This is a genomic window from Taibaiella soli, assembly GCF_003236175.1.
Classification (GTDB): Bacteria; Bacteroidota; Bacteroidia; order Chitinophagales; family Chitinophagaceae; genus QKTW01.
This window is the reverse complement of record NZ_QKTW01000003.1, coordinates 208989-225989: the sequence shown is the minus strand read 5'-3', so window position 1 is coordinate 225989 and position 17001 is coordinate 208989. Positions and strand designations below refer to the sequence as shown.

The following is a 17001-nucleotide window of genomic DNA, read 5'->3' as shown; positions in this document are numbered from 1 at the left end:
GACTTAAAACTGTCTGATCATTATTGCAATTCGTAGAGACGTAGCATACTACCTCTCTACAGCCACCTAGTTTTTCACGATCTGCTTCGCAGCAATTTTGTTACCGTTGTTATCTGTGATCAGCAAATAATAAACACCATTCGCAAATGAACTCATGTCAATGTCTTTATTCATCGACTGCCAGTTGCCGGAAGTATTGAATAATCGTGCACCGGTAATGCTGATGATTTGCATTGAAACATTTTTGCTACCGATGTTTCCATCAACGTGCAATTTACCGGAAACGGGATTTGGAGATGCAGTTATTTCGGGAGATGCCGTGTAGATGGTGGTTACAGCGGTTGGATTGTATTCTTCGTAGTAGTAATGTGCCGTATTGGAAGGACTTATTTCAAACTGATTAGTAGTTGAATTGAAGTTATAAATATCCAGCTTGTCAACAAGATCAAAAGAGTTATAGACCAATTGATGCTTTGATGCACTACCCCACGTCAATGCATTGTAATCCCACTGCCAATCGATGAAATAATCCCAATTTCCTGCGCTATTTAGAGAAAATGAATCCTTTTGCACACCTGCCCAATGATTAAGGAACTTTGTATAGGATTCCACGTAATTATACAACGGGCCATTACCCGCATAATTATAGATGAACTTATAACTACTATCCCAAACAGTGCTTCCTGAATTAGTCATGCCAACATAAGAAATTAACCATCCGTTGTTATTGTAGATACCCGTGTCTTTTAAAAAGTAAAACCATGCACTGTCACCAACGTTCCAGGAAAACCCTCGTGTCAACGTTACTCGTCCTAAGGCATTATAGCCATACACAACTTTCATTAAAGGCTTCCAGACTCCTCCGGTTGTATCCCACGAGTAAGAGGTCGTAGAGTCTATCCCATTTGAACCATAAACAGACACAAGTTTTGAGCCATGCCATGAACTATCATAGACATCTCTATTCTGATTGTCATAGGAAGAGTAATTCGTATAATCATAGGTTAAAGTTCCATTTATTGTATCCAATTTATAAGATTTGGTCTGCACAGCATTGCCAGCTGCATCCAAAATGTATTCATCCTTTCTACCCTTAATTTTATCAATCTTACTCAATACGTAATCATGACTGTCATATAAATATATCAGATCATTGACATAGCTATTAGCAGCAACATAGTTTTCCCATATTGTATCCGGTTGTCCAAAAAATCTATATCCATACATATTTTCCCGACAACTCGGATAAGATACACCGCGCCCGTTTGAATAAGCTGCATGCATCGTGTCAATTAATGTATTTCCCGGAAACGAACGACTACTATAGCCAATCAATCGTTCTGCCGTCCCCGTGGTTTTATTTACAGCATGGGTTGACATTTGTTTTTCGATAATAGCTTTTACACGTTGCGGCGTTGCCTGGATTAAATCTACATGCTGTGCAAATGCCGACAAACTAAGCGCACTTAGCAAAATCGATAAAATAGGTTTCATTAATTATTTTTTATGTAGGACAAAAGTATAATAAAATCAGAGAGCCTAAAGCTTCCCAGCGTGAGTTAAAAGAACAAGGCCGTGTAATACTGCACAGCCTTTGTTTATTTTTTACGAACTGGCTTCTCCTTTAGCCACCTAGTTTTTCACAATCTGCTTCGCAGCAATTTTGTTACCGTTGTTATCTGTGATCAGCAAATAATAAACACCATTCGCAAATGAACTCATGTCAATGTCTTTATTCATCGACTGCCAGTTGCCGGAAGTATTGAATAATCGTGCACCGGTAATGCTGATGATTTGCATTGAAACATTTTTGCTACCGATGTTTCCATCAACGTGCAATTTACCGGAAACGGGATTCGGATAAGTTGTAATCTCAGTAAATACAGCATTGACAGTTGTTACAGCATCGGGAACATTGTAGGTTTGGTAATAATAATTCTGGCGCCCGGTGACAGTTGTGCTTATGGCACCAGTAGCGGTATCGATTTCATATAGGTCCGCCGCTGTGATATAATCAAAACTATTGTAAATAAACCTCACCTTGTTGTTTTGATCCCAACCACCAGAAGAGTTATTCCATTGAAAGTTGTAGATAGTATCATAGTTGCCGGCGCTATTCAATGTGCCAATAAATTTGTAGCTGTGATCTAATTCAACATAAGTTAATAATGGGTTGTTACCATTGTAGCCAAGCGCCTCATTTTGGTCGTTTCCCCACGTACCACTCGTTGCGTCGTAGAGCTGAGTATTTTCCAATATCACAAACCCATTGCTATTGTAGGTGTAGTTGGTTCTGGAATATGAATCCAACACATTAGATCCGGGCGCTGTCGAAAACTGATAATGCAGCGTCAGCAAACCAGCACCACTGTAAATATTTATCTTTTTAGTTTGAGCTATCCAGGATGATGATCCATTATTCCATGTGTACCCAATCAAGGAATCAACATTCTGACCGTAACCGTAATTGGTTTTACTTCCCTGAAATGAACTATCTAAAGTGATACGGTTCTGGTTGTCGTAGGTGAAGTATTCCGATGAATGGTTTACTTGAGTGCCCACAGTGTCGTAGAAATCCGTAACAATAATATTACCTGCATTATCTCTCGTATAATCCCAATGGTTATGAAGGTAACCGCTCAATGAAAAACCCGCCAGACTATCGTTGTTGTCATATGTGTTTCGCGTATCAGAAATCAATATGCCGTTTCTGATTTCCAATACCTGGTCAGGTTTGGAATACGTTCCATCCCAGCCACGCCAGTTTTCCTGACAGTTAGCAAACGAAGAACCACGATAACCTGAATACGCTAAATAAGTGCTGTCTTTATAACCATTCCGAAAATCATTAATGCTATACCCTACGAGGCGTTGCTTGTCTGTTGTTGTCTTGTTTAGTCCATGTGGAGCCTCCATTTGTTTCGCCAGAATCTGCTGAAGCTGTGGGCTCAGATGGCTGACCATTTTAGAATAGGGAGAGCTGTTGTTTTGCTGTTGCGCAAAAGCTGTTGCGCTCATTGCGCAAAGGAGGATTGATAGAAACTTCATTGAGTTTATTTTTTAGGTATTGGAAATGCTATAAGGTTCAAAACGAAGATATATAAAAAGCGGAACGCTCAAAGCCAAATGACAATTACCTGTAAACAAATGACAATTGTCCAAAACAAAAAGCCGCACAGCTGATGCTGCGCGGCTTTTAATTTATCATTCTGATTACTTCGGAGCGGTATTGTCCCGCTTCTACAAACACTATTCAACAACCATCTTCAAAGTACCTACGGTGTTTTCAGCATCGAAGCTGAGGAAGTAAATTCCTTTCGCCCAACTGCTCACATCCAATTGTTTTTCGTTGGTGCCGGCGGAGAAAACAACATTGTCTTTATACACAGTTTTACCTACCATATCCACAATCTTCACAGAACCGTTGCCCGCTTTTGCTGCCTGAAATTTAAATGTCATTGTTGTATGTCCGGGATTCGGAAATAAACTCATAGTACCCGTCACAGCTGCATTGGCACCATTTATACCAGTAGAAGTGCAACCATTCGGTGAGAAACTCACCATAATAGAGCTACCCGCAGAACATACATTTTCAAACTTCGGTGCAGTCACTGCAGCATATGTTACGGTACGCGTAGCGCTCAATGAAGCGGTAGATGCAGTGCAGCCGGTTGAATAAACACAATTGTAATCAAACACGCGTACGGTCATTGCCTGCAACGGTGAACCTTTGATGTTTGATAACGGTACGGTGTAAGTACCATTACCAGCGAGACCTGTTACTTCGTACAATATAGTGTTGGTACTGCTCAGCACTGTTAAGTACATATGATTAGCACGACCTGTATAGCCAGTTACGGTTACGCTCAATGTTCGCACCGATGGTGTATCAAGCAGATCACAAGAAGTAGCACTGGAACTTTGATCGGTTAATGATGCATAGCTGCCTAACTGTGTACTGCCGATAGAAAAAGCACCTGCTGTACCGGCAGTCTGCGTAATGTTATTGACTGGCTTTGTATTTCTGCTTACAAATGGTGTATAATAATCGGTAGTAGTTCCTGTACAGTTTGCAGGAGCCATAACAGTCAGTGTGGCACCTGTTGTTGCATTGATGCTACTTGCATTAGTGGCGGTGAAAATATCGGTTGCCGCAGCACTGTTAAAGGCTGCCTGTGCCGCGCTGATACTGGTAATAGGTGCAGCTGTGCGCAACCATGATACCGTTTGACAAGAAGAAATATTTTGCGGCGCATTCGCAGCAATCGTCAATGTATAAGACGGATTCATACAACAGATCGGCATGTTTTCAACCGGCGTGATGCCATTACCCGGCGTTACGCCTTGTGCAACGGTTGCGCCGCTGATGGTGCTGGTACAGTTGTTGGCATCTTTTACCGAAACAGAAAATGTACCCGGCGTGGAAATATTAGTGAGATTCTGTGTTGTCGCACCATTCGACCAGGTATAAGTATACGGTGCTACCGCAAAATTATTTGCGGCCAATGCCAGCGTTACGCCGCCATTATTGTTACAGATCGGTGTGGCAGTAAGTGTACCACTGATGATCGATGAAAGGCAACTGCCGTTAGTGGCACTATTACGAATAACCGCACCCGGCAGCGGACCAAAGCCGTTCGCCAGATCAATGCCATTATTGGCCAGGTGACAATAGCTCATAATTGTTCCGGCCCAGTTTGAATTCACTGTTGTATATGTCGTCGGACAAGTAGAACAAGTATTAGTAGATTCAGGCGTCCAGCAATCATCAATGGCACCGCAGGTATTGTTTGGTCCTGTATTCCAGCCGCACCAGTGTGTATGATGAGAGCCAAAATTATGCCCGGTTTCATGCGTGATACATTCTACATCCCAGGAAAAAGTAGGTACCGCGGAATAGCTGCCATGCACGTCCGAATAGCCATAGGCATTGTTCCGATTACACAAAACATTTACATAAGCCACACCGCCATTACCCTGATTATCGCGCTCAATCAAATGGGCCAGGTTACCATCGAAACCATTGTTCTGGCTGTTCCAGTATGCCTGAAACATATACAGTGCCGCAGAGGAACCTGTAGTCGTTGGATAATCGTCTGCCGTTGTCCAGACATAAAATGACTTAAGTTCTACCGCAATATTTTCATTCGCATACAAAGCCTGCACCTGATTAAAAAGGCCGGCTATATAAGTTTGCGTATTAGCCAATCCACCTTTGTACGTGCAGAGATTGTTGGCCACTTCCCAGTACAGCTGCACTTTTTTACAGATTGTAATGGCAGTGGTGCGCTCCAATCCTTTTGTATCGCCGCCGGGTGTGGTCACATCATCACGCGTAGCACAAGGGGTACCCGGATGCTGCATCGTCATCTTCCGATCATTGTAGAAAATATAACGGCCGCTGCTGTCTTCCATTTTACCTACGATAAAGTTTCCTTCATCATTCGCAAAAAGAATCATCACCTCACCATTACCACCAACGCTTAAAGTAGCCAGTGATTTTTCAACGCCCTCTATAGCGCCCTGGTAATGTAATCCCTGGTCGAAACTGCCAATTGCGTGCCGGCCGTTTTTATCAATAAATCCTGCGTTTACATCTTCGGCAAACGGATTGGAACGCAGTAATGAAAGCACATAAGTCTTTCCTGCACTATCGGTCAGACTCAGCTTTACTGCCTGCGGCTTAGTAGCGTACAATTGACTGATGGCTGCCTGATCTGGCCGCAACATCGTCGCCTCTTTTGTAATAGACGGAATGGAACTATTGTCCGCCTTGAATAAAGAAATGTTTTGGAAATAAGTATCGTGAGCTTCAGCGTAATGAACTTTTGCAGAAAGTACATTCACATTGTCTCCGGCTTTAGCGCGCGTCAGTCCCAATGAACACACGGCGCCCAGCAATGCAATTAGATAGCATTTTATGCGCATCAACGAAAAATTTGAAAAATGAATAAGATGGTTAAATAGCAGGTTTTAACTCCCAGGGTTTGTACTACAAATTCTGTACTATTTTTTTCACGCAGGAGAAAGTATTGCCCAAATCCGCATCATTAACGGATTTCAGACTAAATATAAAAATTCTAAAATATGGGTATTCCTGTCAGCTGCAACATCCAACTTTAAAAAATTTTAAAATATGGAACAAGCATTCATATATAAAAAAATTATCGGCCCGCTCAAAACCTTTGCTGTGGCGAATTTTGGCCGTAGACATTTTTCCCCAGATATGCTACCCGCCAACGAAGGATTGCAAAAAATGTAGAACCCGCTGCCCGATCGGCTTTTACCGATATTTAAATTGAAAGGCTCAAAGCTGAAAACCTAACGCCGAAAACTGAATAGAGCGGCCATTAAACAAAATATCTAATCCACAAAAAAGGCCGCACATTGCTGCACGACCTTTAATTTGATATCAGGAGAAGCTTCGAGCTTTAGGCGTTCGGCTTTAAGCCTGGGTTTTATGCTTTAATAATCTGCTTCGCAGCTATTTTATTTCCGTTACCATCCTTGATGAGCAAATAATACACACCGTTCGCAAATCCACTCATGTCTATGTCTTTATTCATCGACTGCCAATTTCCACTAGCATTGAATAAACGGACACCGGTGATACTTATAATTTGCATTGAAACATCCTGATTCCCGATATTCCCACCGATGTGCAAATTACCCGAAACAGGATTCGGATAGGCCGAGATTTCCGCAGCTACTGCATGAATAACGTCTACAGCGTTAGGAACGATATACGTTTTATAATAGTAGGTTTCCAACTGAAACGGATTTGCTTCAAACGAACCGATTGTATTATCGTAACGATAGGTCTCCAAAGTGGAAATCAAATCAAGATTGTTGTAAGTAAAATTTATCCGGCGTGAAGTGTCCCATACGTTGGTAGTATTATTCCAGGCAAAGCCATAAAAAACATCCCAATTCCCGGCATTGTTTGTCTGACAGGCAAATTTATTATCCCCTACCCAGCCAGACGGTGTATTCTCGAGCGTTTCGTAATAACTATAAAAAGGATGGTTACCGGTATAATCAAAAATCTCTTTATTGACATCTCTCCAGCTATTGTTTAAGTCATCATAGATGCTGGTAAGTGCCAAGGTAAGAAAGCCGTTGGCATTATAGGTATAGCTGACGCGGAAAGCGGAATCCCAGGCATTGGACCCGGCCGGACTAAATTGATAATGAACGGTAGGTGTTCCTGCGTTATTATAAATATCCAGAGCCATGTAAGCCTGCTCCCAGGCGGCTGTAGCAGTAGCCCAGGTGTAGTGGATGGACGAGTCAACGCCCTGACCGTAAGCGTAGTTTGTTTTGTTAGACTGATCCGTGCTATCGAGAATTTTACGGTTCTGGTTATCGTAAGCACTGTATGTCGCCGTGTGGGTTATTTGATTGCCCGTGGAATCAAAAGCCTCTGTAATAATGGCATTACCAGCGTTATCTCTCGTATACACCACTCGGCTATGTATCCCAACATAATAGACACTCAGCAGACTATCATGGCTGTCATAAGTATAGCGTGCGTCAAATGACAACCCACCACCGAAAAAAGACCATAATGTGTCCGGCTTCGAATACCTGCCGTTACGTCCCTCCATATTTTCCATACAGTTAGCAAAGGAAGAACCACGATTACCCGAATAACCGAAATACATACTGTCGTTGGCGACGTTATTCTGAAAATCCCGAAGGCTGTAGGCGACCAATCTTTGCTTGTCAAGGGTTGTTTTGTTCAGACCATGTGTAGCCATTTGTTTTACTAAAATCTCTTTTAGCTGCGGCGACAGCTGGCTGGTCACTCTGGAATAAAAATCATTGGTCTTTTGCTGTGCAAAAGCTGATGCGCTGACCGCGCAAAGGAGGATCGATAGCAGTTTCATTGGTTTTATGTTTAGGAAAAAAAATCAGGATTCAAGTCCAGACATAACGTCGCAATAAGCTGTTTTGTTGTTACCGAGCTTACAAATAGTCGATTTTATCCGTTAGCAAAAAAGGTCGCACATTGCTGTACGACCTTTTATTTAATATTCAGAGAAGCTTTGAGCTTTATGCTTTCAGCCAGATTATTCCCATTTAAACACCCTGCCGGCTACCATATAACCCACAACGCCCCAAACGAGCAGAATCAGAATATCCCATTTTACTTCCCAGATACCCACACCTTCAAACGCAACTTTCCGCATCGCATCATTCAGATAAGTAAGCGGGAGCGCCTTACTGATTGGCTGCAGCCATTTCGGAAAATTATCAATAGAGAAGAATGTACCTGCAAGCAGGAATTGCGGTAATGTAATCAGGTTGGCCAATGGCGGGATGCTGGATTCACTTTTAGCGACACCACTGATGATAAAACCAAAACCCATGAACACCATAATGCCGATTGCACTCAGACAAAGCAGCTGGAAGAACGTCCAGAAACCATGAATCAATGTATAATCAAAAGCATAGTAGCCCACCCCGATGATCACAACAGAAGTGATGAGCTGAAATACCATGCGGGCAATACCCTCGCTTAGTACAATCACCTCTCTGCGCACTGGTGTAGCGAAAAATCGTTTCAGCACCAATGTCTGGCGCATATTAAAAAACACAAATGCAGTACCGAAAATACTACCGGCCAGCAGGGAAAAACCTAATTGTCCGGGCAAAATGAAATCGATTGTTTTAAACTCACGGACTTCCGCCACATGAGTGTCAATTTTGGCCAAAGCATCCGTACGCTCCATGATTTCAGGATCCTGGCGCTGCGTTACTTCTTTCAGAATACTTTGCAGTTGCGGAATTTTATCCATCTGTGAAGAAGCAGCCTGTAAAACGACTTTATACTGAGGCTTCGTTCCTTCAGGTTGTTTTTGGACATCAATCGTGGCCACAATATTCCCTTCCTGGAGATCTTTGGAAACAGCTGCAGTATCCGGCTCACTTTTCCACTTGAGTACCGGCACATGTTGTAAAGCCTGGAAATACGAATTGGTCGTATCACTGCCCGGAGCTGCCGCAACGTGAATGCTAAAGCCTTTGCCGCCACCCAGAAAACCAAATACTAAAATGAAAATCAACGGAAATGCCACACCAAAAACGATGGACGAAGGACTTTTGGAAATTGATTGCAGACTGGCTTTTACCATTGCTCTCAATGCCCTCAGATTGCTATAACTGGCCATTTATGTAAAAATAGAGTGCAAATATACTAATTCGGTAATGCGGTGATGCGATAATGTGACAATGCGATAATTAATGTGGAAATGTATTCAAATGTGACAAATATGAAATGCCGACACGGGTTGACAGCAAATGATTCATTCAATGTCGACGTTGATGCTTATAGTATCGGCATGGACTCTTTTAGTGTCTGCGTCGAATCTTTTAGAGTCGATGTCCACTCTTTTCGCATCAACTTTGACTCTTTTAGTGTCTGCGTCGAGTCTTTTAGAGTCGATGTCCACTCTTTTCGCATCAACGTTGACTCTTTTAACCCCGACGTCCATTCTTTTAGAGTCAACGTTGACTCTTTTAGACCCAGCATTGACTCTTCTAGCGTTCCAATGGCACATTTGGCGTGAGTTAATCGAGCAATCCAAAGCCATCCGGAAACAATACAAAATCATAAATTTTCAATCCTCATTCGTTCAATGTCAATTGCCCATTGTCAACTGTCAATTCTTTAGTAATTTCCCATCAGCAACAAGATCATGCAATTCCGCTTCCAACATATTAAATTATTCGCCCTTACCACCCTGTTCCTTTGTGCAGGCTTTTCTGCTTTTGCAGCAAAGATTTTCATTCCGATGGATGCCGAAACGCAGACCAATCATCTAAAAGCATACGGTATAGCCTATGCAGCGCTGAAGCAAGGCGTTGAAGTAGACTGGCTGCTGAATTATAAAGGCGGTAGCTTCGGCATGGACGAGACCGAAAGTATGGAACGGCTGTGTAAGCTCCGTGGCGTAGATTATCAGGTTATGAGTGATGCGCAATATGGTGGTATTCTCAATGAAATTGCAAATCCAGACTTCAATGGCGATGTCATTAAACTGGAGAAGGCACCGAAAATAGCGGTCTACACTCCGCCAAACAAACTGCCCTGGGACGATGCGGTAACTATGGTTTTAACCTACGCAGAAATACCATACGATAAAATTTACGACGACGAAGTATTAGACAATAAACTGGCTACTTACGACTGGCTGCATTTGCACCACGAGGATTTTACCGGGCAGTACGGAAAATTCTGGGGCGCTTACCGTGGTACGGCCTGGTATCAGGAGGATGTGCGCACACAGGAAGCCATGGCAGCCAAACACGGATATAAAAAGGTTTCGCAGCTAAAACTGGCCGTAGCCAAGAAAATTCAAGGATTTGTGGCCGGTGGCGGTTATCTCTTCGCAATGTGTTCCGCAACGGATAGCTATGATATCGCGGTAGCAGCACAGAACACTGATATCTGCGATGTGCCGTTTGACGGCGATCCGATTGCACCCAACGCACAGCAGATGCTGGATTACACGCAATGTTTCGCTTTTAAAGATTTTAAACTATCGGAAAACCCTTACGAATACGAATTTTCCAATATCGACAATACGAATTTCCGCCGCGTACCAATGGAAAGTGACTATTTCTCTCTGTTCACGTTCTCTGCGAAATTCGATCCGGTACCAACAATGCTTTGTCAGGACCATACCACTACCATCAAAGGTTTTATGGGCCAGACAACTTCTTTCCGTAAGGAAGTGCTCAAAACAAGTGTGCTGGTTATGGGCGATAATAAAGCGGCAAACGAAGCCCGTTATATTCATGGAGAATATGGCAAAGGTACCTGGACATTCTACGGCGGTCACGATCCGGAAGACTATCAACACGCAATCGGTGATCCGCCAACTGATCTTTCGTTACATCCAACGTCGCCAGGCTATCGTTTGATCTTAAATAATGTTTTGTTTCCTGCGGCGAAGAAAAAACCACGGAAGACATAAACGCCCCCATCCCTGAAGGGAGTCTCAACGCGAGCCACCATTCAAAGCCTGCACTCGCGATTGTCACATCGACAGTCGGAGATGTCCCGCGTAATGAGGGCCATCTTTGTCACTCTGAACATAGTCGAAGAGTACTCACAACGATACTACACAAAACAAATAACGACTGATTTAACCAATTAACCCATTAACGACCATGCCACGCTTCTTCAAACGTTCATTAGTTGTTGTTACCGTTCTTTTCGTGATCATGAACATAGTAGCGGCCTTCCACGCTTATAAGTTCACACATTTCGCTACTGACATCCGTAAAAAAACAACTAAAGAAGAAGCCATTTCTTTTTCGGAGAAATGCAAAATTCTGTTCTTCGGAATTGACCTACCACGACCGGTAAATAAAGTGCAACCATCAGTGCCTTTTAAAACGATCACGTTGCAGAGCAATAAAAAACTGGAATGCTGGTGGCTGCCGACAGCAAATGCAAAAGGAACCGTAATTGTTTTTCATGGCTATGGAAGCAGTAAAGCAGGCATGCTCGACAAAGCTTATTTGTTTCAGCAAATGGATTACAACGTGCTGCTGCCCGACTTTATGGGTTCCGGCGGGTCCGAAGGCAATCAAACAACCATCGGTTATAAAGAAGCAGAGAATGTAAAAACCTGCTATGATTATATTCATGAAAAAGGCGAACAAAACATTGTCTTGTTTGGCACTTCAATGGGCGCAGCATCCATTCTCAAATCATTGCACGATTGTCCACTTGCGCCAACCAGAATTATTATTGAATGTCCGTTCGGCAGTACTTATCAAACAGTAAAGGCGCGTTTTAAAATGCTGCATGTTCCCGCTTTTCCAATGGCCGGGTTGCTCACATTCTGGGGCGGCATGGAGAATGGCTTCAATGCATTCGCGCATAATCCGACTACATACGCCAAAAGTGTACATTGCCCAACGTTATTACTTTACGGAGAAAAAGACGAGAAAGTAAGTCGTGCCGAGATTGATGAAATTTACCAGAACCTGCAGGGGACAAAGCAACTGCAAACTTTTCCCGCAGCGGGCCATGATAATTATCTGATTCAATATAAGGATCTGTGGTATCAAACTATCAAAAGCCTCCTCTAGCTCCTCCAAAGGAGGAGAACTCCAAACGCGAGCACCTGCCTCGTATTTTTAACCTTTGCAACTTTGCTTCTTATGCATCTTTGCGGGAAACCTCGTCGCGTTGAGATTTCCCCTCGCGGGAAGTGCCCTAGCGCTGAGACTCCCCTTCAGGGGTTGGGGGTCTGGCTTGTTATGATTATTTTAGAAGAAATTTATTCCGCAAATGAAACTGCGCACACTCTGTACGCCATTACTTATGATGACAATAGCAGCAAACGCTCAGAATAAGGCTGCCTTCACAGGTACTTATCCGGCGACGAAAACAGTAACACAGACCGATGAGTTTTTCGGCAAGAAAGTGGCTGATCCTTACCGTTGGCTGGAAAACGATATGGCTGACGATACCAAGGATTGGGTAAAATCGGAAAACGAAGTGACGGATAAATATCTGTCGCAAATTCCTTTCCGCAACGTCATCAAACAGCGTCTTACAGAACTTTGGAACTACGAAAAATATACTGCCCCGTTTAAAGAAGGTGACTACACTTATTTCTACAAAAACGACGGACTGCAGAATCAATACGTACTGTATCGCCAGAAAGGCAACAGCACACCAGAAGTGTTTTTAGATCCGAACAAATTCTCTGCCGACGGCACCACATCGCTAGCCGGCATTGAGTTCTCAAAAGATGGTTCACTCTGCGCTTATCAGATTTCTGAAGCCGGTTCCGATTGGAGAAAAGTATTTATACTGGACACCAAAACCAAAAAGCAGATCGGCGAAACTATGGTGGACATCAAGTTCAGCGGTCTTTCATGGCGCGGCAACGAAGGTTTCTATTATAGCAGTTATGACAAACCAAAAGGCAGCGCGCTTTCTGAAAAAACGCAAGTGCACAAACTATTTTTCCATAAACTCGGCACCAAACAATCGCAGGATGCATTAATCTTTGGTGGTGAAAAAACACCGCGCAGATATATCGGTGGCGGCGTTACAGAAGATCAGAAATACCTGGTAATCTCCGCGGCTAATGCTACTTACGGCAACGAGCTTTACATTCAGGACCTTTCTAAAAAAGACGCACCGATCGTGCCAATCGTAACCGGTTTCGAGAATGAACAAGATGTCGTTTATGCCGAAAATGGCAAACTGTATCTGACGACCAACCGTAATGCACCTAACCGCAAACTGGTAGTTACAGACGCAAACAATCCAACACCGGAACATTGGAAAAACCTGATTCCTGAAACAGAATTTCCACTCACCGTTTCTACAGGTGGTAAAAAATTCTTCGCACAATATATCAAGGATGCCGTTTCTCAAGTGTTCCAATACAACCTGGAAGGCAAAAAAGAAACCGAAATAAAGCTCCCGGGATTGGGCGCAGCAAGCGGATTTAGCGGCAAGCGTGAAGAAAAAGAAGTGTACTATACTTATACATCTTACACGGCGCCGGCTACCATTTTCAAATACGATATCGCTGATGGAAAAACTACGCTGTACAAAACTTCCGGCGTGAAAATAAACGGCGATGAATTTGAAAGCAAGCAAGTTTTCTATCCGTCAAAAGATGGCACGCTGGTTCCGATGATCATCACTTACAAAAAAGGCATGCAGCTCAATGGTAAAAATCCGGTGATGCTGTATGGTTATGGTGGGTTTAATATAAGCCTCACACCTTCTTTTAGCGTAAGCAATACGGTGTTTATGGAAAACGGCGGCGTCTATGCCGTAGCAAATCTGCGCGGTGGCGGTGAGTATGGCGACAAATGGCATAATGCGGGCACAAAGACTAACAAACAAAATGTATTTGATGACTTTATTGCCGCAGGCGAATATCTGATTAAAGAAAACTACACCAGCAAAGATTATCTGGCAATCAGTGGTGGCTCTAACGGCGGTCTGCTGGTAGGTGCGTGTATGACGCAACGCCCGGATCTGTACAAAGTTTGTTTCCCTGCCGTTGGTGTATTAGACATGTTACGCTATCATAAATTCACTGCTGGCGCGGGTTGGGCTTACGACTATGGCACTGCCGATGACAGCAAAGAGATGTTTGATTATCTCTACAAATATTCTCCGGTACACAATGTGAAAAAAGGTGATTGCTACCCTGCTACAATGGTTATGACGGGCGATCATGATGATCGTGTGGTTCCGGCACACTCATTCAAATTTGCGGCAGAATTGCAGGCTGCTCAAAGTTGCACTAATCCAACGCTGATCCGCATTGAAACCAAAGCGGGCCATGGTGCTGGCAAACCAACTTCCATGCTCATTGACGAACAAGCCGACAAATGGGCATTTATGCTGTGGAATATGGGATTGTCTTATAATCGCTAGTTAAGTCAAAAGTGAAACGTCAATGGTGAATGGTGAATGGTCAATACCAGAATTATTGTTCACTCGCGTCAAACGCCAAACGCGGGTCATCCAGAGAAGGAGGAACGACGACGTAGGGATCTGATTTCGGGCTGAGCAAATTACTCGCGCTGAGTCCCGATCGCTATCGGGAAAGGGCATCACCTCCCAAAAAAAAGAGCAAATAGCTAACACTATTTGCTCTTTTCTATTTCAGCAAAGTCTAATCCACGTTTTTGAATTTTGACTTTTGCCTTTTGACGTTAAAATTTATTTCATTGTTTCAGCATCCTTCAGGAACTGCGCCAGACCGAGGTCAGTCAGCGGGTGTTTCAACAGACCGAGGATTGATGGCAGCGGACAAGTACAAACATCAGCACCAGCTTCAGCACATTTAACGATGTGCAGCGGAGTGCGGATAGATGCAGCCAGAACTTCTGTCATATAACCCTGAGCGTTGTAGATATTCACGATCTGCTCGATCAACGCAACGCCATCCCAGTTACCATCGTCGATACGACCGATGAACGGAGAAACGTAAGTAGCACCAGCTTTAGCAGCCAGGATCGCCTGACCGGCAGAAAATACCAGCGTACAGTTAGTTTGGATATCGTTGTCCGTAAACCATTTGATCGCTTTGATACCATCTTTGATCATTGGCACTTTCACCACGATATTTTTATGAATAGCAGCCAGTTTCTTACCTTCTTCAACGATTTCTTCGAAAGTAGTACCAAACACTTCAGCACTTACCGGACCGTCCACCATTTCGCATATTTTCTTGTAATGCTCAACGATCGCATCATGTCCTTTAATGCCTTCTTTGGCCATCAGTGACGGATTGGTCGTTACACCATCCAGAATACCTAAATCGTGTGCTTCTTTAATCTGATCGAGATTAGCAGTATCGATAAAAAACTTCATACTATATGAGATTTGTTATTTGTGATTTATGATTGTTTAGCAAATTCCGCTTTCAGGTTTTTGACCGTTGTATTTTTGGTAGCCGAAAGAATTTTTGTCAATTCTACCGACTCTTCCAAAAGCAAAGAAAGCTTATCTACGTGAATTATTTCTAAATCTTTGATTGCATCCAGCCAAAAAGATGATTCGTCGATCTCTTCCAGTGCGATATTGAGTTTTGAAAGAAATTGCTTTTTAGACTGCGCTCTGGTCGCTGCTCTGTAATTCGCAGCAGATGATAATGCGGACCTTAGTAATTGTTTGGAGATAATCTGAGATGTGACGGTATTGGGCATTGACTCACAAACCCTCACGCTTCTATAAGCAAACGATTTTAGCCTTTCTCTTAATTCCTGTGGCGTCATTATCGTAAAAAATTGTTTCACAAAAAACGTCAATCACCAATCAAAAATCTCCAATCGCCAATAAAAAAAACTGGCAAGTTACTCACATCGCGCCGCTACGACCACCTACCCTTGCTACATTCCTGTCCTGGGGGATTCAGTAGGAGCTGGCCGTATAAGACTTGCCAGGGCTGCAAAAGTAAGTAACGTTTTCATAACACCAAATCTTTTCGAAAAAGTTTATTGTATTTTTTATTTCAAAATACTTTTAAAATCGATGCAACCAGCACTGGTACTGCTATGGAGCATCCGTTGCGTCGCACGTTGCATCTGCAGTGCTGCTATTAAACAAATCCAATTTATAAACACAAACGCGAAATCGGATTGCGACGTCGTCATTCCTCCCCCTAGCAACAACCCGTAAAAAAACAACACTAATCAGACGACTCGAAATCGTCCCTCCAACATGGACATCGTTGTGCCGCCGAGAGCGCCGCGAGAAAGTTTTGAATTTTGAATTTTGAATTTTAAAGAACTTGCCCTTCAAACGTCCACGTAAACGGACGGATGAATGTTCTAAGATCTTTCAGCGCAGGACAGTCAAAACTGCGTACTTCTGCTTCTGGCTTTACTTTCTCGTCGATATTCACTTTTTGAACAGACATTTTCTTTGTAGCAAAATTGATACTCACTTTTTCCATTTCACCAGAAACCTGTTTCATGTCTACGGCATCGTAACCGATCAATTCAAAGCGCGCGTTTTGATAACGAAATTTGTACGAGCAGTTACAAGTACGTGCACTGTCTTTCGCCCACACATGAAAATTAAACTGAACCATATCATTACTGATCCTCATTCCCTGAAAAGGCTCATCAGCTGCAGGCTGATCGTGCGTTAAAATGAACGTATTGCTTTGCAGCACCAGATTATAAACATTCGCTGCACTATCCTTAAATGCAATCATCAGAATCCGCGGATTGGCATCCACTCTGCTTGAGTCTTCAGCCATCATTTTATTTTCAGGATCGGTGCATTGCAGCACCATTACGATGTCTTTTCTGTTATCATGATTCAGATCGCCCCAGGCGGTTTCCATCACACGCCAGTTCTTAGGTACAAATTCCTTAATATTTTTTGCGTTGGTTTTAATCGTCGGGAAGTCGATGCACTGCCCTACAGCGGGCAATAACAGGAGGAGCATTAACCAGAAATACTTCATACTGTTCTTCATAAGCAAAAACAAT

General features: G+C 43.1%; 12 protein-coding genes and 1 other RNA gene. 4 read left to right on the top strand and 9 right to left on the bottom strand.

Translation table 11 applies throughout. From position 1 onward, the window contains the following. Positions 1–66 precede the first annotated feature (66 nt). The 3 genes from DN068_RS02790 to DN068_RS02780 form a co-directional block, all read right to left on the bottom strand. Positions 67–1494 carry a T9SS type A sorting domain-containing protein gene (locus tag DN068_RS02790; protein ID WP_110997359.1) on the bottom strand — a complete coding sequence of 476 codons (1428 nt, stop codon included), beginning with the start codon at positions 1492–1494 and terminating at the stop codon, positions 67–69. Between the two features lie 138 nt (positions 1495–1632). Further along, positions 1633–3048, bottom strand: coding sequence for a T9SS type A sorting domain-containing protein (locus DN068_RS02785; protein ID WP_110997358.1), 1416 nt, complete (start codon positions 3046–3048; stop codon positions 1633–1635). A gap of 201 nt (positions 3049–3249) precedes the next feature. After that, positions 3250–5928 (bottom strand): zinc-dependent metalloprotease, encoded by a 2679-nt coding sequence (locus DN068_RS02780; protein WP_110997357.1) that lies wholly within the window; start codon positions 5926–5928, stop codon positions 3250–3252. A 208-nt stretch (positions 5929–6136) separates the two neighbouring features. Between DN068_RS02780 and DN068_RS22425 the strand changes: the two genes are divergently transcribed. Next, positions 6137–6262 (top strand): hypothetical protein, encoded by a 126-nt coding sequence (locus tag DN068_RS22425; protein ID WP_262508835.1) that lies wholly within the window; start codon positions 6137–6139, stop codon positions 6260–6262. A 196-nt stretch (positions 6263–6458) separates the two neighbouring features. Here the strand turns inward: DN068_RS22425 and DN068_RS02775 are convergent, their stop codons facing one another. Together DN068_RS02775 and DN068_RS02770 are read right to left on the bottom strand one after the other, a co-directional pair. Beyond that, positions 6459–7889 (bottom strand): T9SS type A sorting domain-containing protein, encoded by a 1431-nt coding sequence (locus DN068_RS02775; protein ID WP_110997356.1) that lies wholly within the window; start codon positions 7887–7889, stop codon positions 6459–6461. Positions 7890–8072: 183 nt separating this feature from the next. After that, complete coding sequence (locus DN068_RS02770) at positions 8073–9173, bottom strand: ABC transporter permease (protein ID WP_110997355.1); 1101 nt, start codon at positions 9171–9173, stop codon at positions 8073–8075. A gap of 528 nt (positions 9174–9701) precedes the next feature. Here DN068_RS02770 and DN068_RS02760 point away from each other — a divergent pair. The 3 genes from DN068_RS02760 (at position 9702) to DN068_RS02750 (ending at position 14431) form a co-directional block, all read left to right on the top strand. Further along, complete coding sequence (locus DN068_RS02760; protein ID WP_110997353.1) at positions 9702–10982, top strand: asparagine synthetase B; 1281 nt, start codon at positions 9702–9704, stop codon at positions 10980–10982. 196 nt (positions 10983–11178) lie between these two features. Further along, positions 11179–12108: an alpha/beta hydrolase gene (locus tag DN068_RS02755; RefSeq protein ID WP_110997352.1), complete on the top strand. Its 930-nt coding sequence runs from the start codon at positions 11179–11181 to the stop codon at positions 12106–12108. Positions 12109–12310: 202 nt separating this feature from the next. Further along, on the top strand, positions 12311–14431 hold the full coding sequence (locus DN068_RS02750) for a prolyl oligopeptidase family serine peptidase (RefSeq protein ID WP_110997351.1): 2121 nt from the start codon (positions 12311–12313) through the stop codon (positions 14429–14431). A gap of 288 nt (positions 14432–14719) precedes the next feature. Here the strand turns inward: DN068_RS02750 and fsa are convergent, their stop codons facing one another. The 4 genes from fsa to DN068_RS02730 all read right to left on the bottom strand — a co-directional run bounded on the left by fsa (position 14720) and on the right by DN068_RS02730 (position 16988). Continuing rightward, positions 14720–15373, bottom strand: coding sequence for a fructose-6-phosphate aldolase (gene fsa, locus DN068_RS02745; RefSeq protein WP_110997350.1), 654 nt, complete (start codon positions 15371–15373; stop codon positions 14720–14722). Positions 15374–15399: 26 nt separating this feature from the next. Then, positions 15400–15777, bottom strand: a complete 378-nt coding sequence (locus tag DN068_RS02740) for a four helix bundle protein (RefSeq protein ID WP_110997349.1) — start codon at positions 15775–15777, stop codon at positions 15400–15402. Positions 15778–15845: 68 nt separating this feature from the next. Beyond that, positions 15846–15944: signal recognition particle sRNA small type (gene ffs / locus DN068_RS02735), an RNA gene on the bottom strand. A gap of 339 nt (positions 15945–16283) precedes the next feature. Next, on the bottom strand, positions 16284–16988 hold the full coding sequence (locus DN068_RS02730) for a hypothetical protein (protein WP_110997348.1): 705 nt from the start codon (positions 16986–16988) through the stop codon (positions 16284–16286). Positions 16989–17001 lie beyond the last annotated feature (13 nt).